The organism is Salmonella sp. A29-2 (genome assembly GCF_020150755.1).
GTDB lineage: Bacteria > Pseudomonadota > Gammaproteobacteria > Enterobacterales > Enterobacteriaceae > Salmonella > Salmonella enterica.
This window is the reverse complement of sequence record NZ_CP083731.1, coordinates 4,660,200-4,681,398: the sequence shown is the minus strand read 5'-3', so window position 1 is coordinate 4,681,398 and position 21,199 is coordinate 4,660,200. Positions and strand designations below refer to the sequence as shown.

General features: G+C 50.8%; 22 protein-coding genes. 6 read left to right on the top strand and 16 right to left on the bottom strand.

Going from position 1 to position 21,199, the window contains the following annotated elements:
• Positions 1 to 18: 18 nt before the first annotated feature.
• The 14 genes from K8W53_RS22715 to yihU all read right to left on the bottom strand — a co-directional run bounded on the left by K8W53_RS22715 (position 19) and on the right by yihU (position 15,417).
• Complete coding sequence (locus K8W53_RS22715; RefSeq protein ID WP_001270600.1) at positions 19 to 753, bottom strand: Cof-type HAD-IIB family hydrolase; 735 nt, start codon at positions 751 to 753, stop codon at positions 19 to 21.
• On the bottom strand, positions 738 to 1,616 hold the full coding sequence (locus tag K8W53_RS22710) for an STM4011 family radical SAM protein (RefSeq protein ID WP_023224808.1): 879 nt from the start codon (positions 1,614 to 1,616) through the stop codon (positions 738 to 740). The genes K8W53_RS22715 and K8W53_RS22710 overlap by 16 nt, the downstream gene beginning before the upstream one ends.
• A complete protein-coding gene (locus K8W53_RS22705) occupies positions 1,613 to 2,854 on the bottom strand; it encodes an STM4012 family radical SAM protein (RefSeq protein WP_023203611.1) in 1,242 nt (413 codons plus the stop codon). Before K8W53_RS22705 ends, K8W53_RS22710 begins: the two co-directional genes overlap by 4 nt.
• Before the next feature lies 1 nt (position 2,855).
• Positions 2,856 to 3,731, bottom strand: coding sequence for an STM4013/SEN3800 family hydrolase (locus tag K8W53_RS22700; protein ID WP_000282799.1), 876 nt, complete (start codon positions 3,729 to 3,731; stop codon positions 2,856 to 2,858).
• Complete coding sequence (locus tag K8W53_RS22695; RefSeq protein ID WP_077944502.1) at positions 3,724 to 4,749, bottom strand: STM4014 family protein; 1,026 nt, start codon at positions 4,747 to 4,749, stop codon at positions 3,724 to 3,726. The genes K8W53_RS22700 and K8W53_RS22695 overlap by 8 nt, the downstream gene beginning before the upstream one ends.
• 12 nt (positions 4,750 to 4,761) lie before the next feature.
• Positions 4,762 to 5,610 carry an STM4015 family protein gene (locus K8W53_RS22690; protein WP_023224806.1) on the bottom strand — a complete coding sequence of 283 codons (849 nt, stop codon included), beginning with the start codon at positions 5,608 to 5,610 and terminating at the stop codon, positions 4,762 to 4,764.
• Between the two features lie 156 nt (positions 5,611 to 5,766).
• Positions 5,767 to 6,459 carry a porin OmpL gene (ompL, locus tag K8W53_RS22685; protein ID WP_023224805.1) on the bottom strand — a complete coding sequence of 231 codons (693 nt, stop codon included), beginning with the start codon at positions 6,457 to 6,459 and terminating at the stop codon, positions 5,767 to 5,769.
• A 67-nt stretch (positions 6,460 to 6,526) separates the two neighbouring features.
• A complete protein-coding gene (locus K8W53_RS22680) occupies positions 6,527 to 7,948 on the bottom strand; it encodes an MFS transporter (RefSeq protein WP_000064888.1) in 1,422 nt (473 codons plus the stop codon).
• Positions 7,949 to 7,993: 45 nt separating this feature from the next.
• Positions 7,994 to 9,376, bottom strand: coding sequence for an MFS transporter (locus tag K8W53_RS22675; protein ID WP_000084251.1), 1,383 nt, complete (start codon positions 9,374 to 9,376; stop codon positions 7,994 to 7,996).
• A gap of 45 nt (positions 9,377 to 9,421) precedes the next feature.
• Positions 9,422 to 11,458 (bottom strand): alpha-glucosidase, encoded by a 2,037-nt coding sequence (locus tag K8W53_RS22670; RefSeq protein ID WP_001651162.1) that lies wholly within the window; start codon positions 11,456 to 11,458, stop codon positions 9,422 to 9,424.
• Positions 11,459 to 11,501: 43 nt separating this feature from the next.
• Positions 11,502 to 12,359 (bottom strand): aldose-1-epimerase, encoded by an 858-nt coding sequence (locus K8W53_RS22665; protein ID WP_024146405.1) that lies wholly within the window; start codon positions 12,357 to 12,359, stop codon positions 11,502 to 11,504.
• Between the two features lie 3 nt (positions 12,360 to 12,362).
• A complete protein-coding gene (gene yihS, locus K8W53_RS22660; protein ID WP_023224804.1) occupies positions 12,363 to 13,604 on the bottom strand; it encodes a sulfoquinovose isomerase in 1,242 nt (413 codons plus the stop codon).
• 15 nt (positions 13,605 to 13,619) lie between these two features.
• On the bottom strand, positions 13,620 to 14,498 hold the full coding sequence (gene yihT / locus K8W53_RS22655) for a sulfofructosephosphate aldolase (RefSeq protein ID WP_001067413.1): 879 nt from the start codon (positions 14,496 to 14,498) through the stop codon (positions 13,620 to 13,622).
• 22 nt (positions 14,499 to 14,520) lie between these two features.
• Positions 14,521 to 15,417, bottom strand: coding sequence for a sulfolactaldehyde 3-reductase (gene yihU, locus K8W53_RS22650; RefSeq protein WP_000268248.1), 897 nt, complete (start codon positions 15,415 to 15,417; stop codon positions 14,521 to 14,523).
• A gap of 164 nt (positions 15,418 to 15,581) precedes the next feature.
• Here yihU and K8W53_RS22645 point away from each other — a divergent pair, with 164 nt between their 5' ends.
• The 6 genes from K8W53_RS22645 (at position 15,582) to fabY (ending at position 20,391) form a co-directional block, all read left to right on the top strand.
• Positions 15,582 to 16,478 (top strand): sugar kinase, encoded by an 897-nt coding sequence (locus K8W53_RS22645; protein WP_001520529.1) that lies wholly within the window; start codon positions 15,582 to 15,584, stop codon positions 16,476 to 16,478.
• A gap of 33 nt (positions 16,479 to 16,511) precedes the next feature.
• A complete protein-coding gene (locus K8W53_RS22640) occupies positions 16,512 to 17,315 on the top strand; it encodes a DeoR/GlpR family DNA-binding transcription regulator (RefSeq protein WP_000059693.1) in 804 nt (267 codons plus the stop codon).
• Positions 17,316 to 17,505: 190 nt separating this feature from the next.
• Positions 17,506 to 18,105, top strand: coding sequence for a glucose-1-phosphatase (gene yihX, locus K8W53_RS22635; protein ID WP_000965695.1), 600 nt, complete (start codon positions 17,506 to 17,508; stop codon positions 18,103 to 18,105).
• Complete coding sequence (locus K8W53_RS22630) at positions 18,099 to 18,971, top strand: virulence factor BrkB family protein (RefSeq protein ID WP_000921423.1); 873 nt, start codon at positions 18,099 to 18,101, stop codon at positions 18,969 to 18,971. The genes yihX and K8W53_RS22630 overlap by 7 nt, the downstream gene beginning before the upstream one ends.
• Positions 18,968 to 19,405, top strand: a complete 438-nt coding sequence (gene dtd, locus K8W53_RS22625; RefSeq protein WP_000560969.1) for a D-aminoacyl-tRNA deacylase — start codon at positions 18,968 to 18,970, stop codon at positions 19,403 to 19,405. The genes K8W53_RS22630 and dtd overlap by 4 nt, the downstream gene beginning before the upstream one ends.
• Positions 19,406 to 19,449: 44 nt before the next feature.
• Complete coding sequence (fabY, locus tag K8W53_RS22620; protein ID WP_001518251.1) at positions 19,450 to 20,391, top strand: fatty acid biosynthesis protein FabY; 942 nt, start codon at positions 19,450 to 19,452, stop codon at positions 20,389 to 20,391.
• A gap of 14 nt (positions 20,392 to 20,405) precedes the next feature.
• Here fabY and K8W53_RS22615 read toward each other — a convergent pair whose 3' ends face one another.
• Together K8W53_RS22615 and K8W53_RS22610 are read right to left on the bottom strand one after the other, a co-directional pair.
• A complete protein-coding gene (locus K8W53_RS22615) occupies positions 20,406 to 20,852 on the bottom strand; it encodes a helix-turn-helix domain-containing protein (RefSeq protein ID WP_001259011.1) in 447 nt (148 codons plus the stop codon).
• Positions 20,849 to 21,160, bottom strand: coding sequence for a type II toxin-antitoxin system HigB family toxin (locus K8W53_RS22610; protein WP_000558166.1), 312 nt, complete (start codon positions 21,158 to 21,160; stop codon positions 20,849 to 20,851). The genes K8W53_RS22615 and K8W53_RS22610 overlap by 4 nt, the downstream gene beginning before the upstream one ends.
• Positions 21,161 to 21,199 lie beyond the last annotated feature (39 nt).

The window sequence follows — 21,199 nt, the reverse complement described above, 5'->3', positions numbered from 1 at the left end:
AAACTCGGCGGGGTTTTTTTATTCACATTGATAAAGGGATAAGGTTGTCAAAAAATCAGCAATCGCTGGCGTATTATGCCGACCAATGACGCTATCCGCATACATCTTTGCCCGAGCGCTGGCATTCCCCATCGCGACGCCCAATCCGGCTAAACGTAGCATTTCCGCATCGTTATCATTATCGCCAAACGCCATCACTTCGCGCATTGCGATATGCTGTTGCTGTGCATATCTGGCGAGGCTTTGTCCTTTGCTACATCCCTTCTGAAGAATATCCAGTTGATGATGCCAGGACCAGGTACAGCTTAGCTGTAATTCATGCTGTATAAACTCAGCAATATTTTGTAGTTGTTTTATGTGCCGATGAACGACGCTGATTTGCCAAATATTCTCCCTACTGCTTAGCTCATCAGCCTGAAAGATTATTTTATCATCAGCACGAATTGTCGGTTTAAGCGGATATACCCGCGCCAGTATTTTTTCCGTTTGTAAGTGCGTCAGCGGCAGCGGGTGAAGGACCTGCTGTTGAGCCGGTTGATAAATATAACTTCCGTTACAACAGATCATCGGTTCGGTGAGCGCCAGCGTTTGATAATACGCATAGGCTTCACGATGAGAGCGACCGGTGACAAGCATTATTCGGCAGCCCATGTCCTGCATCTGACGGATAGCGGTTAGCGACTCTGGCAGAATTTGTTTATTACGGTTTAGCAGCGTTCCATCAAGATCAAAAGCGATTAAACGATATCGCATGAGCGCCCGATCCTAAAACAGCGTGAGGTATCCAGGTGATTCAGCAATGGAATATCGAGACGGTGCTGATAAGCGAGAAAACAGTGGCATTGTTTTGCCTGGCAGGCGGGAGAATTAAGCCGTTGCTGATATAAATTACCCATTTTAATTTTGCTGATATGACAAGCAAAAAGATCGCCTTCTGCATTCATAAAAATACTTTTTCTTCCTGCGGTACAGATATCCAGCTGCGCTGGCCACTGCTGTGTTTCAATCACATACAGCGGATCGAGTTCGCTGAAGGCGATGGTTTCCTCAACGGTATGCCGGGTATTGGCACACTCGTTGGCGTTAAACCAAAAATAATTCTGGTCAGGCAACTGCTGGCGTAGCCAACGAAACTGGTCGATATCTTTCATACTGGCGACAGCCCCCGCGCACCAGGTTATTCCGGCGGCAGAGAGCGCTAAACACTGCTGGAGAAAGCGCTCAGCGGTAATTTGTGAGGGATGAAAAGAACACCATAACCGAAGCTTTGAGATATCTCCGCCGCCAGCACGAAATGATTCCAGCAATGACATTAACGAAAAAGAGGCGTTAGTTTGTATGCCGACCGCCTGAACATGAGGATAGCGGCTAATTTCTGCCAGCGCCGCCATGTAATAACGCAAGCGTAGCGCCTCGCCATAGGGCGTAATCATCACATTCAACGGCGTACCTAAAAGAGGCAAATGGTCAACCATGCGCCATAGCGCGGCTTCGTCGCGTTTTTTATCGTTACGGGCGTGTTTATGGAACGGGCAATAGCCGCAATGATAATTACACGATTTAAGATAGCCGCGATAAAACAGCGTGTGAATATCGCGCAGGGCGGGGATGCTCATCTCTGCCGATTCTCCCGTAGCATCACCTCAGGCGAAACGAACACAGGAGCAAGGCAATCGGATAATGCCATACCGGTCTCCGTTAGCCGGAGGCGACTGCCATTCTGATGGCAGTAACCCTGCCGTATGAAGAGTTCCAGGTCGGGGAAATCCCTTAGCGCATCGCTGGCAAAATATTGCTGATAATCGCTAAGAGAAAGTCCCTGCCAGAAAAATAGATTTTTAATGATAAAGCGGCGTTTCATTTCATCAGGGGGGAGCAGATAACCGTGGTTAATGACGGTTTTATCCGCGCTGTCGATAAACGCCTGAATGATTTTTCGTGATGTTTGCAGGTTCGACGACCACGGCGAACAGTAATGCAGATTGCCAAGATAACTTCTGCCGCCCGCGCCGAGCGCCAGTGAGTTTTCAAATCCGCAGCTTTCCGCCGCGGCGGATGGCGCTGGATTAAGGACGAAACGGCGCATGGACGTTTGGGTGTAGCCCGCGTTGCGTAAAAGATCGCGGGCTACAACGTAGTAGCTATGCATATTTTCCTGGCGAGGCATATTATAAAGCGGATAAAGAAACAGCTCTTCCGGTTGATAAACGAGCGCCTGATGTAACGATTCCGTCAGGCTTGCGTGAGTCTGGCCGGGAATGCCGTAAATAATATCAATATTGAGTGATGGAAAATGACCCGCCTTTAGCCACTCCAGCGCCTGGTGCGCGCTGGCGGCATTGTGGCGGCGATGCAGCGTATGTAACTCGCTATCATGAAAACTTTGTACGCCAATACTGACGCGATTAACGGAAAAGGCGTTTAATAGCGCTACTTTTTCTGCCGTGGTATCCGTAGGGGAAGTTTCAATTGTTTTATAAATATTCCAGTCAACATTGAGCACATCAAAGATGGAAAAAAATAACTTCTCTAATTGCGCAATGTTTAATAGCAGAGGTGTGCCGCCGCCTACGGTAAAGCTTGCCCAGTGGACGGGCGCCAGCGCCATTTGTTGGCCCTGGGTAATAATCGTGTCGATATAGCTATCAATGAACGTATTATCTGCGCCTGTACAGGTAAATAAATTACAGAACCCGCAGCGACTTTGACAAAACGGCATATGAACATACAGATGTGTGTCGTGCTCGTAAATGCGCGGTTTTACTTCGCTAAAGCTGACGTTCTCCAGCTCCCGATAAGCCGTCTTATGCGGATAACTGTACATATACTGACGATAAATATCATTGTTATTCATATTAATGATTACAGCTCAGCAAGAAATGCATATAGGGAACGGTATTAACGATCGGATGATTAAAACTATGGAAATATTTCCCGTCTTCGCCATAGCAGGTACCGTGATCGGAACAGACAATAACGAACGTTTCGCCGCCGGTTTGGCGGAAAATGTTTAGTAATCCGTCGATGCGGGCGTCGATATAGCGTAGCGCGGCGGCATGGGTCTCAACGGTATCGCCAGGGGCCGCGCCCTCCACGTAAAAATGGTTAGGGTAATGAATCGTGTCGATATTGATATACATCATGACCGGTTGGCTGCCAGCACGTTCGGCCATGATTTTCTGGATATAATGGATCTGGTTATCCATACTTTCTTTAACCGTACAGGCAAATCGTGGATGCCAGTAACTCTCTTTAAACATCGATGGGAACACTTTTCCCATGCCGGAGCGGTTATTAAAGAAAGAGACGCCGCCAATACAGATGGTCTGGTAGCCTTTATTTTCCAGACTTTTTATCCATGTTGCGTCATCAAAGGCAAATGCATTTTTCGGCCCTTTACGACCAAGTCCGATATCTTTTGGGAAAAACAGCATGGTCTGATTAACGGTATCATCAATAGGTTTTGGCATAAAACCTGAAAACATGGCGTGATGCGAAGGCCAGGTGAAATTACCGGCCGCCTCGCATTTCGTCCATTGTCCATAATGATTAAGGTTTGGCGTATTTCCGGCGGTTTGTTCCTGAAGCGCAATATCGTAGCGTAACGAGTCCAGCACAATAAAAAGAATATGAGCGTTATTACTAATTAGCGTATTCATATCGAATTCGCCATCGCCTGTGTCAATCGACGCGTGTAGCGAGACGGGGACTTCATCCATTGAATTATACATTTTGCTTCCTCATGGCCCGGATTTGCGCCTGATAAATTAGATTATTCTGCTGCGCATCCTGATAAATCAAATCACCCTGGCCATTAATTTCAATAATATACGGCGTCAGGCTGGTAGTAAGTAAAACATCAATACCCGCTAAGCGAATGCCAGGAAAAAGCCGCATGGCATTTTGACAGAGCGTATCGATCTCAGTCACTTTTGCGGCAGATAACTCCAGACTTTCGAAGCAGTAAGCCTGGTTTTGCAGATGTAAGTTAGTAATGGGCTGCGAGGAGGTTCTGACCACTCGCCAGATAATTTCGCCATCCAGGCAGACGATGCGTAAATCATAGGTTTTATGCTTTACGCTGGCTTTGGGCAGCCACTGTTCGACGAGGTTTTCCTGCTGAAGAACGCCATCAATAATGAGCTGGATATCTTCTTTCTGACGATACTGTTGGATTTTTTTGCTGTTAAATAGCTGTTGTCCTGATATGGCAATCGCGCTGTAAAGCACCTGCTTTATGCCGTCAGGATGGCGGCGCAAAGCGATAACGCCCGCCGCGCCAGAACCCAGCGAGGGCTTAATGAACACGCTGGCGATCTTTTTTTCCTGCATGATAGCGGTGAGCTGTGCAAAACTTTTTACGTCTTCCGCTACCAACGGCGGCGTGGGGATGCCGTGTTCCAGTAAGCGCCGCTTGCAGCGTTTTTTATCCAACAGGTGAATGAGGCCCGCCGGATGGTTAAGCCAGGTGACGCCAGGACGCGCCGCCATGTTCTGCAAAAAATGGATATAGTCCAGACCGATCGCGTTTATTTTGCGGATGTCAGTTTCACTGTGTACTGGCGGGTCGATTTTAACGATGCCAGAGGTCAGCGAAGCGTCCAGCGCGTGCGGATGAGTCAGCGCCGTGACGGGTTCCCCAAGTACGGCGGCAGCCTGCATAAAATAATGCGTGCGCTTGCTCTGATGGGGGCCAATGAGCGTAATCACAATAAATCCCTTTATCGTTGAGTAGGGGAATGTGCACATTCCCCTACTCAATCACTCGGTGTACATCGCATTCATATAAATATCGCCATCGTAATCATCAGGCTCCAGTGCTTCTGAAAGATTCAGGTTTATCGGCAGTGTGGCTTTTAGCTTTTCCTGCATCTCCGGCGTCAAATAGTGGTGGTGGAGATCGAGTGTTTCCAGATGCGCAATTCGGTCTTTATGCTCCAGCAGCGCCTCTGCGCCGTTGTCCGTTAAGGTACCGCATGAGAGTTCCAGCACGTTAAGCTGCGGCAGGATATTACTTTCCAGCACCCGGCGGGCGATATCATCCTGCTCTTCGCTGTTCATCAACCCCAGATGGGTGAGCTGAGGGAAAAGATCTTTCGATGCCAGCGCCATCACGTCATCCAGCGAACCGTCAAAACCGTATCCCTCTACGCCCAGGAAGAGCTTCAGCGTTTTTAATGCAGGGAGCTGCGCATTTTGTAGTTCGGCAAGCACGTTAGAAGGGATGCCGCCGGAAATGATTTCCAGGTGCTCCAGTTTCTCATGATGTATAGCGCCCAGTCGCAGATCCGACGCGCCTTTAATAATCAGTTCTTTCAGATTGGGTAACGCCGCATAGAGCCTGGAATAGTCACCTTGTTTAATCCAGGAGATCTCGCAGTCTTCGCTCTCCATATCACCGATAAACAGTGATTCCAGGTGAGCAAAGCGGGGGGCGTTCTCCACAATCATATCAATAATAGGCTGGCAGGTTTCGTCTTCCCAACAATCACCCCAGTTACCAATGGTCAGTGAGCGAAGCTTTGGCAGATCTTCATCGGTTAAAATTAAATTAATGAGCTGTTCCTGGGTTAATTCATTGTCCCAATCAATATTAAATCGCTTATTCATTTGTTTCCCTTCTCTATAAGCATGAATATGGTAAAACGCTTTGCGAATATTATCATGGCGCTTAGGGGCGGGATATCGGGAGTCTGATTCAGGATGAATGAGCGGGCAGAACAACTACCCGCTGTGATGCAGATTTGGAAAATAGAGGCGATAATATCAGAAGAAATACTTCGCCCCGATACGAATCTGGTTTTGCTCTCTATGGTAGGGGCCCACGTTACGATCTAACCAGCGTAATTCAAAATAGGGCAACCAGTGTTCATTGATACGATAACGGAAGGTATTGGTGATTTCCCAATGATGCTTCGTACCATTACTACTATTAAAATCATTAACGTTATAAAAATAGTGTGGTTCAAAGGTATAAGAAAATTTATCGGTAATGATAAAATTCCAATAGTTACCGATTTCATAGCTGTCATTATTATCCAGTTCGCCATTCAAATCGGTTGAACTATAATTATTGTGATTATATCGGTTACGTACCGTAAGATTAAACCACGGGGCAAATTTATAGTTAACATCCAGATAGACGGCGCCGCCGGAACCAATGCTTTTGTCGTTTATTAACCCGCCAGGCTGGATGGTTAATTTATCTGTAGGTTTAAATAACGGATACCAGCCCTCAATCTCATTATAACCGTGCTTTAATTCATCATCACGCTGTAGCGTATAGGTATTGGTCAACATAATTCCGGCCCCCATATCGGAGTTATAGCCGACGCGCAGCATAAACTCCATTTGGTCAGACGCCAGGTTATAGGCCTCACGGTTTTCTACATAAGCGCCAGCAAAAACAGAGGTGGATATTACTGAAGTTAATATCACTAGAGTATTCAGAGATTTCATAATAAATCCATTTTTCAAATATAGGGAAGCCGCCATCCATCGGGATGGATAAAGCGGCAAGCGTCGTTTAATTATTTACAGTAGAAATACTTTGTTTATTATTAGTCGCGACAATTTGATTACCTGTTTTCTTTCGTTGGGCAATTTCCTCGATAATAAAAGCGAAACGTTGTTCATTGAGCTTATAAAAAAAGCCCATCGTTAGTGCTGCGATAATGGCAAGACCGCAAGGCCATAAAAAAATGAGCTGACGCAAACCAAGCAACGTGGTGTCACTTTGAGCTATGTTGGGGATATAACCGATTTGCGTCAGCATAATACCTGGCAAAAAGCCAGCAAGCGCAGCGGAAATTTTTCGGGAAAAGGTATAACCCGTATACACCGAGCCTTCAGCGCGAATACCCGTTTTCCATTCACCATAGTCAACCGTATCCGGAACCAGCGCCCAGTTCAGGCTGTTGACGAAAGCGGTACCGAAGAAGGCGATACAAGAGAAAATAACAAACAGGAATGACGTTCCACCCCAGATAAAATTCAGGATATCGCCAACGGCCCACAATATCAGACCACCAAGATAAACCTGTTTTTTCCCGAAGCGTTTTACCGCAGCAGGTACTAATAAAACACCAATCAGGATACAGCCCATGCTGAAAAAACCCATCCATGACAACAAATGAATATCGTTCAGCACGTACTGAGTGTAATAAACCTGAATGGCCAGCTTGATATTAAAGGCGGCCAGCGTGCACAAATTGGCAACGCAGAGCACCAGCAGCGGCGGATTACGAAAAATCGCGCAGAAGGACTTCAATATGCTGGGTTTATGCGTGTCAGGTACGGTTTCGATATACCGTTCTTTCACCCCGCTAAAGCACCACCACATGCTGAACAGCCCGCAGACCGAAAAGATGACTGCTGCAATCAGATAACCCAGCGAAGGGGAACGGGTAAACAGCGCCTGAATGGGCATAAAACCTACGGTACAAAGAAGAAGGCCAATGGTAGCGCCGCCTTGTCGCCATGCGGCGAGCTGGGCCCGCTCATGCGGATTTTTGGTAATAGCGGGTACCATCGCGCCGTATGAGCAGTTCATCAGGCTGTAGAACAGACCGAACAACATAAACAGCACCGTCGCGAAGGCTGTTTTAACGGGTAAAGTAAAGTGAGTGGCAAAGAATTGCGCAGTAGCAACCAGAGCTACCGGAAATGACGCATACAGAATAAAAGGCCGAAACTTTCCTTTTGCGCCAATATTACGGCGTGAGTCCAGCAATACGCCGGTGAGCATATCGGTAAAAGCGGTGAAGAATTTCGCCACCAGAAAGATAATTCCACCGTAATATGCAGGCATCCCGAGTTCATCGGTATAAAACTTCAGTAGATACAGCGTACCGATACACAGCATCAGATTTGAGCCGAAATCGCCCACGCCATAGGCGCATTTTTCCCGCAGGCTCAACTTTAGCGTTAGCGGATCATGATTAGACATAATCGCCTCTCAAAACGCCCCGCAGGGCGTTATATTTTATTGTTGTTAAACCGTATGTTTCCGGGCCTCAATCTCTTCCACAATTCGCACGTACATCTTCTCGTTGAGGTTGTAGAAACAGCCCATCGCAATAATGGTGATGACCGCCAGCACGCAAGGATAAATAAAGATCAACTGGCGTAGGCCTTCGACGGTGCCTGCCGATTGCACCACATTCGGGATATAACCGATTTGTGTCAGCATCCAGCCGGGGAAGAACCCTGCCAGCGCCTGGGAGACCTTACGGAAGAACGTGAAGCCGGTGTAAACCGTCCCTTCCGAGCGGACGCCGGTGCGCCATTCACCGTACTCCACCGTGTCGGAAACCAGCGCCCAGTTCAGGCTGTTGACGAAGGCGGAACCGAAGAACGCCAGGCAGGAGAAGGCGACAAAACTGACCGAGCCGCCGCCAAAGAAGTAGTTGAGCAGATCGCCCGCCACCCATATTAACAGCCCGCCGATATAGACTTTCTTCTTGCCAAAACGCCTTACTGCGCCTGGCATCAAAAAGACGCCGATAAAAATACAGCCCATGCTAAAGAAGCCCATCCAGGAGAGGAGGATCGGGTCGTTAAGAACGTACTGGGTGTAATAAACCTGAATCGCCAGTTTGACGTTGAAGGCGCCGAGAGTACAAAGGTTGGCGATACACAGAATAAACAGCGGACGGTTACCGGCGATGGCGCGGAACGACTGCAATAATCCAGGCTTTTGCGCGCTATCGACAGGTTTCACTTCGACGTAGCGCTCTTTAACGCCGGCGTAGCACAGCCACATAAATAGCAGGCCAAACAATGAAAATAGCGTGGCGGCGAAAATATAGCTGAGTTGGGCATTGCCTTCGATCAGGTTCATGACCGGCACAAAGCCAACGGTACACAGCAGCAGGCCGAGAGTGGCGCCGCCCTGACGCCACGCGGCAAGCGAGGCGCGTTCATCCGGGTTCTTGGTAATCGCGGGCACCATCGCGCCATACGAGCAGTTCATCATGCTGAAAACCAGCCCGTACAGCATAAACAGCATCGTTGCGACGACGGTTTTTCCCGTCACCTCAAACGGTGTGCCGACAAAGTTAGCAATCGCCAGTAGCGTTACCGGAAATGCCGCGTAAAGCACGAACGGGCGGAATTTGCCCTTCGGACCAATTTTACGCCGCGAGTCGAGCATAATGCCGGTACCCATATCGGTAAATGCGGTAAAAAATTTGGCGATCAGGAAAATGATCCCGCCGTAAGTCCCTGGTAAACCCAGCACATCGGTATAAAATTTGAGTAAATAGAGGGTTCCGATATCTAACAGGATATTAGAACCTAAATCCCCCAGTCCATAGGCAAGTTTTTCTTTAAACGGCAAGCGTAGGGTTGCCGGATTCGATGATGTTTGACTCATTATTCTTCTCCATCTGCCCGCAGGTTTCCCTGCGGGCGAGCCGTATTAGATATTCCGTAAAGAAGCAAAAAGTGAAGCCCACTCGCTCTTCGCGCGATAGAAGACCGGCGGCTTGCCAATGGGCGCATCCACGGTAATTTCACCGCCGTGGTGAGCTTCGCCGGTCCAGATATTCACCCAGTGATCTTCCGGCAGGTACAGCGTCCAGTCGCAACGCCCCTGCTCATGAACCGGCGCGACCAGCAGATCCTGACCGAGCAGATATTGATATTTCAGGGTGTAGGTTGCGGCATCGTTCTCGTAGTGCAGGAATAGCGGACGCATGACTGGCAGACCGGTAGCTGCGTTTTGCGCCACCGCCTGCTTGAGATACGGTTTCAGCGTGGTAAAGACGGTGGTCATGCGGGCAAAGTGGGCAATAGTTTCCGCGTCGCCGTCGAACTGCCAGTTATCGCCGGGGCGGTTGCCTTCATGGGTGCGCATCATCGGCGTAAAGGCGCTGAAATCGCACCAGCGCAGCAGCAACTCTTTGCTGCGTTTCATGTCAAACAGGGTGGTGTAGCCGCCGATATCGCTGTGATGCAGACCATGGCCGGTCATCGCCAGCGACAATGCCGCAGGCACTACAGAGGCCAGACCATCATCAAGGCTCCAGTCAACGTTCTGGTCGCCTGCCCACATCATGGTGGAATATTTCTGACTGCCGGTGTAACCCGCACGCATAAAGAACAGGATCTCGCCGAGCTTGCCGGTCTCCTGTAGCGCTTCGTAGTTACATTTCGCCCAGAGCGCAGGCCAGGCGTTATGCATGATCTCGGCGCTAACGCCGTTGTGCAGATACGTGTCGGTCGGCAGATATTCGCCGAAATCCGCCATCCAGCCGCTGCAGCCGAGCGCGATCATGTTCTTTTTGATGACGTCTTTGAACCAGTCGTAAGCTTCCGGATTGGTCAGATCGACCACGCCGCCATAGAATTCGCCAAACTCGACCAGATAGTCGCCGCCCGTGGCGTCTTTCGCCAGATAGCCGTGTTTCGCCGCCTCAGCGCAGAGGTCTTTATCACTGGCGACGTATGGGTTGATATAAGAGAGGAACTGGACGCCTTCTTCTTTCCACTGTTTGATCCGGCTATCCAGTTGCGGATAGTTGTCGCTATTCCACTTCCAGTTCCACATCACGCGCTTGCCGAAAGAGGTCATGCGGATACCGGACCAGTCCTGCGCCCAAATACCGTTCACTTTTACGCCTGCGTTGCGCATGGTATCCAGTTTTTGCTGGCAAACTTCCGTACCGCCCTGAATGCCTAGCGTGACGCCGTCATAAACCCAGTCCGGCAGCTCCGGCTGGCGGCCTAACAGCGCAGTCAGTTTTTCCAGCAGGGCGATGTAGGTGTCGGCACACTCAAAACGCAGCGTAGTTTTATCTTCCCACAGCGCCAGTTCGTGATACTCCGGCGCGCTGAAGTCGAAATTCATATAGCAGCTATTATCGACGTGGCAGTAATACTTCTGCGTGCTGACAAAGGTCGGTTGCGGGAAGAAGGTCCAGTAATAGTCGCCGCCGGCGTTCTCTTTACAGTCAGCCTGCCAGGTGACATAGCTGGTTTTATTACGGCCAACGCCCTGTTCGCTGGTCCACAGCGGGAACGGCTTGCCGCGCAAATCGAAATAAGAGAACTGTTCGCCGCAGCCGTAGATATGGTCGTCTGGATTAGCTGCGAGGCGTAACCAGATACGGTTATGGTGCAGGTCGTCGTTTTGCAGATCCAGCTTCAGGCGTCCCGCCTCATCGGCGGAGATGCGAAGGGTGGCGCTAATTGTTGCGCCACGGCTGAATTGTACCAGCCAGCCGTCGGGTAGCTCGCTGACCGTAGCCTCTGTTAATGCAATCTTCTCATTGAGTTTGTCTTTGATGCTGAAGTTGCCGCGGAACATATCAATGTCGGCAACGCCCGCACCAATCCACAGACAGGGGTTTTCGGCGCTGTGGCGTAAAATCAGGCGCTGGTGCCAGCTAAGCGCAAAACCATCTTGTGATGTTGTCAGTTCAAAATCGGTTGACCGTTGTGGTAGAGAATTCATTGTAATCTCCGTGAATGTAGGGTAATTCGGTAATCCATTTGGGCTAGTCGCAGCCGATGGAAAAATGCAGTTGATGGATCGCTTTTGGGGCAAGATGAATCAGTGCGATCCCGGAATTAAATGCATCGGGCGGGCAGCTCATAGGCTCTACCGCGAGACCTTTTCGGCTGAGTTTTTCGCCGGTATAGATCTGTAGCCAGGGTTGGTTGCTGCGTAAAAATGTAGACATGTTCTGCGTTGGGCTGGTAAGTCTGACCTCCCACTCAGCCGGGGTAGTCGCGGTCTTAACCGCATGATCAAGGCGCGTTTCGCCGAGCAGGCATGATGCGGAAAAATCCCTGCCTGCGGGCAATTCTTCGCTTGCAGGCAGTGTTAATACACAGCTATCGATGCTTTGCAGATTACAAGTCAAATAAGGATGTGCGCCCGCGCCATAAGGGGCTGATTCATCGCCAATGTTTTGCGTACGAATAAATACGTGCAGCCCACTGGCGGCATCTAACCGATAAATCACTTCCGATATCAACGCAAAGGGATAGCCGTAAGAGGGCGGCAGAAAAATCGTTAGCGACGCTTCCGTCGCCGACTGATAATTAATCTGCCAGTCTCGCCAGGCTAACAGACCGTGAATGGCGGTCTGCGAAACCGGGTCGTTAACGGCAAGCTGGAAAACCTTGCCGTTATAGGAGTAGCAGCCATTTGTCACGCGATTGGGCCAGGGAATCAATACTTTCCCCAGATGCGCCATGGGTATTTCTTCCGGTTTATGCGGGATGACCACATGGCGTCCATGATGGGTCAGTTCCGCCAGACCTGCGCCAACCGTGACGATTTTCGCCTGGTAATGGCCCGCATTAAGCTGAATAGTTTTTCCACCGCTGTGCATGGCTGCCATCCTCATGACCTATTTCGCGTTGATATCCAGGAGACCCGCCGCGACCGCTGGAGCCAGGCCCGGCGCCAGTGGCAGACGAGGAATGACCAGGCAGTGCAGCAGATGGTAAATATCTTGCTTGCCGTCCCACACTTTGGTGGTCACTTTGTTATCGGCGTCCAGCTCTTGCCACCAGGAACCATTTTCATAGTCCATCAGGTACTTAATGCAGTAGTCCCACCATTTCTGATACCACTCTTCATACTGGCTATCGCCCGTCAGGGTGTAGAGGGCGTAGGCCGTACCCATCGCTTCCACAATCGGCCAGCGCACGCGTTCACGTACGATAGGTTTACCGTCCCAGTCGACTGAGTAGACAAAACCGTCTGCGCCATCTGGCGCCCAGGCGTCGCGGATAGTGGCATGGAACAGACCTTTCGCATCCTCCAGCAGCCAGGCGGGGGGCGTTTCGAAGCGGGCCTCCAGCGCAGCATGGAGATGGAGCATCAGACGGCCCCACTCAATCCAGTGACCTGGCGTACCGCCGTAGGCGCGGAAACGGTGGGCAGGATTATCTTTGTTGTAGTCGCGGATAGGATTCCACTGTGAATCGAAATGTTCATTAACACGGTAATGATTATTTCTGGCTACATCATGAATAATGACTGATGCGATTCTGATAGCGCGATCCAGCCATTTTTTGTCATGGGTAACGTCATAAACAATCAGGAACGCTTCGACGGCGTGCATATTGGCGTTACCGCCACGGTAATCTTCGGTTTTGCTAAAGGCTTCGTCCCAGGACTCCAGGCACATCTGCTCTTCTTCACTCCAGAAGTATTTCTCAATCACTTCTATGGTGTAATCCAGCAATTTTCTGGCTTCAGGATGCCCGGTAGTGACGGCGCTGGCCGCGCCCAGCAGGGCGAAGAAGTGTTGATAACCCTGTTTAGAGGCATCCACCACGCCCTGATCGTTAACGCAGGCATACCAGCCGCCGTATTTTTTATCGCGCAGCGCGCCGTTCAGGGTTTTGATGCCGTGATCGACCAGATCATAAGCGCCCGGTCGGCCCATCGACGCCGCCACGGAATAAACGTGCAGCATACGCGCCGTGATCCAAAGATGGGTGCCCATCTCTTCTTTAATTTGCCCTTTATTTCCCAGCCAGCCGAAGCCTGTCGGCACCACGGCGTTTTTACCGAAATTAAAGATGCGGTCGGTTTCCTGCTCCAGCCAGCGGTTGTGGCTCAACGTGTTAAACCATTTCATTCTTTCATCCTCGTATTAACGACGTTTCGCCATCATTTCATCGACGATCTCGCCCAGACGTTGCAACTTAGGCGCGGAAACATCACGTAGCATCAGCTCGGTATCCGGTAGACCAATCACTGATGACCAGACCGCGCGTCCCGCCAGGAACCCGGATGCGCCAGCTTCCATGGCGACCCTGACCGCGCGAGGGAACAGTTTTTCGTCCACACCGGAAGAGAGGATGACCCACGGCATATTGATATGCCCATTCAGGCGTTGTGAGGCGGTAAGAAGATCCGAGCGCGCGCCTTTGCCGTAGAGCGGCATTTCAACTTTGTAAAGATCGGCGCCGCTGTCGCCCAGTTCTTTGGCCGCATCGATAATCGCCTGCTCGCGATCGAATTTGTCGCCGCAGCGCGGCGGACGTACAACCGGTTCGATAATGCTCAGCAAACCATTGGAGTGACATAATTCATTGAATTCTTTGACCATATCCAGACGCTGCTGCGCGTCTTCGTCGCTGCGCCACAGCACCAACAGTTTTAAGGCTTTCGCGCCATCCCGTTTTACCGCCTGCGCATTAATTTTTTTATCAATGACCACGTTATCAACGGGAATACCGTTGCCCGGGATGAAATCATCCGCCGCGACGATCATGGCGCAGCTTTTAGCGACCGCGTTTTGTTCTACGGCCTGGCGATAACAGAACTGCTGATCCAGCAGAACGGCAGAGGCATACGGGGAAAGAATTTTCGCCGCATTCACTTTGAAATCCGTCAGCACGCTATCGGCAACGGGTGTTTTCGCACCAGCAGCAGCAAACATTAAACGCATCGCCTCGCGCTGATCGACAGCCAGCATGGCAAACCCGCCGGACGCTCGCGTAATGTCTTTGATGGTGTAGTTGTTCATTCAATTTTCCTTTATACAGTCGTTACTTTTTTACGTTGGCGGTCAGCCCGGCGCTGATGCGCACCTGTTCCAGGATGGCGCTCCAGTCTTCCCGACCGCGGCCTGCGGCCCGCGCCAGGTTATAAACTTCACGGGAGGCGGCGCCGAGCGGCATCGGTACGTGCAGTTGATTGGCGACATCCAACGCGATGCCAAGATCTTTGTGCGCCAGATCGATCATGAAGGCGGGAGACAGATCCCCTTTCATCACTTTATTCGGCCAGGTGGTGGTGAAATGCCCTTTGCCTGCGGCAGTGCCGCTCATCACTTTTAAAGCCACGTCGAAGGAAAGCCCCAGCGCTTCACACAGCACGGCGGCTTCGGCGGAGAGCGCATTTAGCGCAATACTCATGTAGTTGTTGATCAGTTTTACGCGAATACCCATTCCCGGGCCGCCGGTGTTGACCAGCTCATTACCCATCGCCATCAGAACAGGGGTAGCGCGCTCTACTTGCTCCGCCGTACCGCCTGCCAGCAGCAACAATGTGCCGGTAATCGCGTTGTCGGATGTCCGGCCTACCGGCACATCCATCATGCTGAACCCTTTGCTCTGCATGTCGGCAATCAGCTTATCGGTTTGCAACGGATGAATAGTGGACATATCAATGACCAGCGCTTCACGGGAAAGAGTTTCACAAACGCCTTGCTCGCCAAACAAAACGGAACGAACCAGATCGCCGTTCGGGAGCATGGTGATAACAAATTCAGCGCCGATGGTTGCCTGAGCCGGGCTGCTTGCAGGTTGCGCGCCTTTGTCTACCAGACGCTGTACGGCGTCGGGATTAACATCGAAGACGCTGAGTTGATGGCCCTGCTTTAGCAGATTGCTCGCCATAGGAGAGCCCATCTGTCCCAACCCGATAAATGCTATAACTGCCATATCGTTCTCCTGAACACGGTGGTGTCATTTTTTGTCATTAATGAGCATTTTTATGTCTGTTTGTGATCGTATTTGTAATTTATAGTCAAAAAATTGACAGCCGTCACTTTTTAAACATTTCGTGAAATTAAAATGAGCACATCGAAAATGCTTGAGGAATGACCATGGTTCGTATTGCTTGTGTAGGTATTACCGTGATGGATCGCATCTATTACGTGGAAGGATTACCGACAGAAGGGGGTAAATATGTGGCGAAGCGCTATACGGAAGTGGGCGGCGGGCCTGCGGCGACCGCTGCCGTGGCTGCGGCGAAATTGGGCGCGCAGGTGGACTTTATTGGCCGTGTGGGCGATGACGACACCGGAAACAGCCTGCTGGCGGAACTGGAATCCCTGGGGGTAAATACCCGTTATACCCGCCGCTACACGCAGGCCATGTCGTCGCAGTCAGCGATTATGGTGGATGCCAAAGGAGAGCGGATTATCGTTAATTATCCCAGCCCGGATTTATTACCTGACGCCGACTGGCTTAACGACATCGATTTTTCGCAGTGGGATGTGGTGTTGGCGGATGTGCGCTGGCATGACGGCGCAAAACAGGCGTTTACGCTGGCGCGTCAGGCTGGCGTCATGACTGTTCTTGATGGCGATATTACGCCGCAGGATATTAGCGAGCTGGTGGCGTTAAGCGACCACGCCGCCTTCTCCGAGCCAGGGCTGGCACGCCTGACGGGGATGAGCGAAGCCATTGATGCGCTAAAAAAAGCACAAATGCTCACAAATGGACATGTCTATGTCACGCGAGGCAGTGAAGGCTGCAACTGGTTGGAAAAAGCGGCGGTACGCCACCAACCGGGTTTTACCGTGGAGGTGGTGGATACTACCGGCGCGGGCGATGTTTTTCATGGCGCACTGGCATTTGGCCTGGCAAGCGGATACGCCATCGAAGAGGCTGTCAGATTCGCCAGCGGCGTTGCCGCGCTGAAGTGTACGCGCCCAGGTGGCCGGGCGGGTATCCCTGATTGTGAGCAAACCCGATCTTTCTTGTCACTTTTTGTATAATATGAGCAGTAGGAAGCTTTTAGAGGAATGCTCATGAGTCTTACCGAACTGACCGGTAATCCGCGACACGATCGGCTGTTAATGCTTATTGATGAGCGCGGCTATATGAATATCGATGAGTTAGCCAGTTTGTTGGAGGTCTCTACCCAGACGGTTCGCCGCGATATTCGTAAATTAAGCGAGCAGGGGCTGATTACGCGTCATCACGGCGGCGCCGGCAGAGCGTCCAGTGTGGTCAATACCGCCTTTGAGCAGCGAGAGGTCTCCTGGACGCAAGAGAAAAAAGCCATTGCGGAAGCCGTGGCTGACTATATTCCGGATGGCTCCACGATATTTATCACGATTGGAACGACGGTTGAGCAGGTGGCGCGCGCGCTGCTCAACCATAATCATCTGCGCATTATCACCAATAGCCTGCGCGTCGCGCACATTCTTTATAATAACCCTCGTTTTGAAGTGATGGTGCCTGGCGGCACGCTGCGCCCGCATAATAGCGGCATTATCGGGCCATCCGCGGCGGCGTTTGTGGCGGGGTTCCGGGCGGACTATCTCGTCACCAGCGTAGGCGCGATAGAGAGCGATGGCGCGTTACTGGAGTTTGATGTCAACGAAGCCAGCGTAGTGAAAACCATGATGGCCCACTCGCGACATATTCTACTGGCCGCCGATCATACGAAATACCATGCTTCTGCGGCGGTTGAGATCGGCAATGTGTCACAGATTACCGCTCTGTTTACGGACGAGTATCCAGGTCCGGCATTACAGAATTTACTTCAATCCCAGCAAATCGAAGTGGTTCAGGTGAGTCCTTCGCTGGACGACGCCGTTTCAGCGTGACAAGCGCCCTTGCGCCGGATGGTCGCGTCAGCGCTTTATCCGGCCAATAAAACGGCGCTGTGATGCAGGCGATATTGAACATCGTCTGCGTTTCTATTGTCTTTTTGTTAATTGATTTATAAAGGGATACATAGTCAAACTTCTCCTTTCCCGCTACAGTTATTCATCCCCGGTTAGCAAGGAGAATGACATGCTCTACATCTTTGATTTAGGTAATGTGATTGTCGACATCGACTTTAACCGCGTATTAGGTGTGTGGAGCGATCTGAGTCGAGTACCGCTGGCTTCGCTGAAGCAAAAATTTACGATGGGCGAGACTTTTCACCAACATGAACGCGGTGAGATAACGGACGAAGCGTTTGCTGAAGCTTTCTGTCATGAAATGGCGTTATCGCTCAGTTATGAACAATTTGCGCACGGCTGGCAGGCGGTATTTGTCGGATTACGGCCCGAAGTGATTGCTATCATGCATAAACTGCGCGAGCAGGGGCATCGCGTGGTGGTGCTATCCAATACTAACCGACTGCATACCCACTTCTGGCCGGAGGAATACCCGGAGGTGCGCGCTGCCGCCGACCATATCTATTTATCGCAGGATTTGGGAATGCGTAAGCCGGAAGCGCGTATTTATCAGCACGTCCTGCAGAAAGAAGGTTTTTCCGCTGCCGATGCGGTCTTTTTCGACGACAATGCCGATAATATAGAAGGGGCCAACCAGTTGGGGATCACCAGCATTCTGGTGAAGGATAAAGCCACCATCCCTGACTATTTCGCGAAGCTGTTATGCTAAAAACCGTTCACCAAAAAGCTGGACGCCATACGCGCCCTGTTCGGGCCTGGCTCAAGCTATTATGGCAGCGTATCGATGAGGATAATATGACGACTCTGGCGGGAAATCTCGCCTATGTCTCATTACTCTCCTTAGTACCGCTTATTGCCGTCGTTTTTGCCCTTTTCGCTGCTTTTCCGATGTTTTCTGATGTCAGCATTCAGTTACGCCATTTTATTTTTGCTAACTTTATGCCAGCCACCGGAGACGTGATTCAGCGCTATATTGAGCAGTTTGTCGCTAATTCCAACAAAATGACGGCGGTGGGCGCCTGTGGACTGATTGTGACGGCATTGCTGTTGATGTACGCCATTGATAGCGCCTTAAACACTATCTGGCGCAGCAAACGCACACGGCCAAAAGTGTACTCTTTTGCGGTGTACTGGATGATCCTCACGCTCGGCCCGCTTCTCGCCGGCGCCAGCCTGGCAATCAGCTCCTACCTGCTTTCTTTACGCTGGGCCAGCGATCTGAATACGGTCATCGACAATGTATTGCGTATCCTTCCGCTGCTGCTCTCGTGGATCTCATTCTGGTTACTTTACAGTATTGTCCCAACAACTCGCGTACCGAACCGTGACGCCCTTGTCGGCGCGTTTGTCGCAGCGTTGCTGTTCGAGGCCGGAAAGAAAGGTTTCGCGCTTTATATCACCATGTTCCCGTCATATCAGCTCATTTATGGCGTACTTGCAGTGATCCCTATCCTGTTTGTCTGGGTATACTGGACCTGGTGTATAGTCTTGCTTGGCGCAGAAATAACTGTCACTCTCGGGGAATACCGAAAACTCAAACAAGCCGCAGAACAAGAAGAAGCTGACCAACCATGATTGCATTAATTCAACGCGTAACCCGTGCCAGCGTCACCGTGGAGGACGAGGTGACGGGTGAAATCGGCCCAGGACTTTTGGTGTTATTGGGTGTCGAAAAAGAAGATGACGAACAAAAAGCGAATCGTCTGTGCGAGCGCGTGCTGGGATACCGTATCTTCAGCGATGCTGACGGCAAGATGAATCTGAATGTACAACAGGCTGGCGGCAGCGTGCTGGTGGTATCGCAGTTTACGCTGGCGGCAGATACCGAGCGCGGTATGCGACCAAGCTTTTCCGGCGGGGCTGCGCCGGATCGCGCGCAGGCGCTTTATGAATATTTTGTCGAACGCTGCCGCCAGCAGGCGATAAACACGCAAACCGGACGCTTCGCTGCCGATATGCAGGTTGAGCTGGTTAATGACGGTCCCGTGACATTCTGGCTCCAGGTATGAGTCAGCTTCCGGCGTGGCCGCGGATAACAAGAGAGAGTACGGCTATGTATCACCTTCGAGTTCCGCAAACAGAAGAAGAATTAGAACGTTACTACCAGTTTCGCTGGGAGATGCTGCGTAAACCGCTGCACCAGCCGAAAGGGTCGGAACGGGATGGCTGGGATGCGTTGGCGCACCATCAAATGGTGGTGGACGAAGAAGGAAACTTAGTTGCAGTGGGCCGCCTGTATATCAATGCAGATAACGAGGCGTCTATTCGTTTTATGGCTGTACATCCCTCGGTACAGGATAAAGGGCTGGGGACATTAATGGCGATGACCCTGGAGTCTGTCGCCCGCCAGGAAGGCGTTAAGCGCGTCACCTGCAGCGCGCGCGAAGATGCGGTTGAATTCTTTGCCAAACTCGGATTTGTCAATCAGGGGGAGATTACTACGCCCACAACCACGCCAATCCGCCATTTTCTAATGATTAAACCGGTAGCATCGCTGGATGATATCCTGCATCGCGGCGACTGGTGCGGGCAGCTTCAGCAGGCCTGGTATGAGCACATTCCATTGAGTGAAAAGATGGGGGTGCGCATTCAGCAGTACACCGGGCAAAAATTTATCACCACGATGCCGGAAACCGGTAATCAAAATCCGCATCACACGGTGTTTGCCGGCAGCCTGTTCTCCCTGGCGACGCTGACCGGATGGGGACTTATCTGGCTGATGCTCCGTGAACGCCACCTGGGCGGGACGATTATTCTTGCTGACGCCCATATTCGCTACAGTAAACCGATTAGCGGAAAGCCAAACGCCGTGGCTGATTTGGGGTCGCTAAGCGGTGATTTGGACAGGCTGGCGCGGGGTAAAAAAGCGCGTGTCCAGTTGCAGGTTGAACTGTTGGGCGGCGAGACCGCTGGGGCAATTTTCGAAGGCATTTATATCGTACTACCCGCGAAACCGTTCGGCCCGTATGAAGAGGGCGGGAATGAGGAGGAGTAGCTGGACATATCCAACTACTCGATGAAGGCATCCGCTGGTAGTTTAAAGCGTTGTGTAAGCGCTTTAATATGATTAACCGTTAGTGCTCTGCGGCCATTTAAGATGTTGCTGACGTTCGATTTAGAACCAAGTTCGTTGGCAAGATCTGCTGCTTTGAGACCGTATTGATCCATGAGCGTTCGCAATACTGAAACGCCAGGGGGCGTTTTCTCCAGGTGTTGGTTGAGTGCTTTGAATTCCGGCGCATGTTTTTCGTATTCACTGATTCGGGCACAGAGCAATTCAAATAGTGGGTTTTCAAGATCGTCGTGGTCGACCAGAAACTCCACTAGCGCTAGTGCCCTGCGATACTCATTGTCATTTCGGTCTTCCCCCATCAGTGGGACGGTTTTTACCGCATCGCTGAAGGTATCAACGATCTTTTTTGCGCTGGTTGCATCCATCTGACGATGAGTTCTCATTCTTTATTACCCCGATAATATGCGGTCAGTTTGTCATATTCGGCATGGGAAACGATATGTTTCACAAATATCTTATGTAACCTGAAATCTATGTAGGAAATGAGTCTCAGGCTGTTACCAGAAACATCAATCACCCACCATTTATCTCTGTACTTAAAATTATCCAGTGAAGGAATATACCGCTTCATCTCTTCAGGCTGAGTGAATGTTTTTTTCTCCAGAACATTCAGCAACTCAGTGAGAGCAAGCTCATGGTTTGGATACATGAGCATCGCTTCATTGAACGGTTTTCGGCTGATAACATGCACAATGTAGTTCCATTACAAAGTTTTCAACCTGAAAACAAT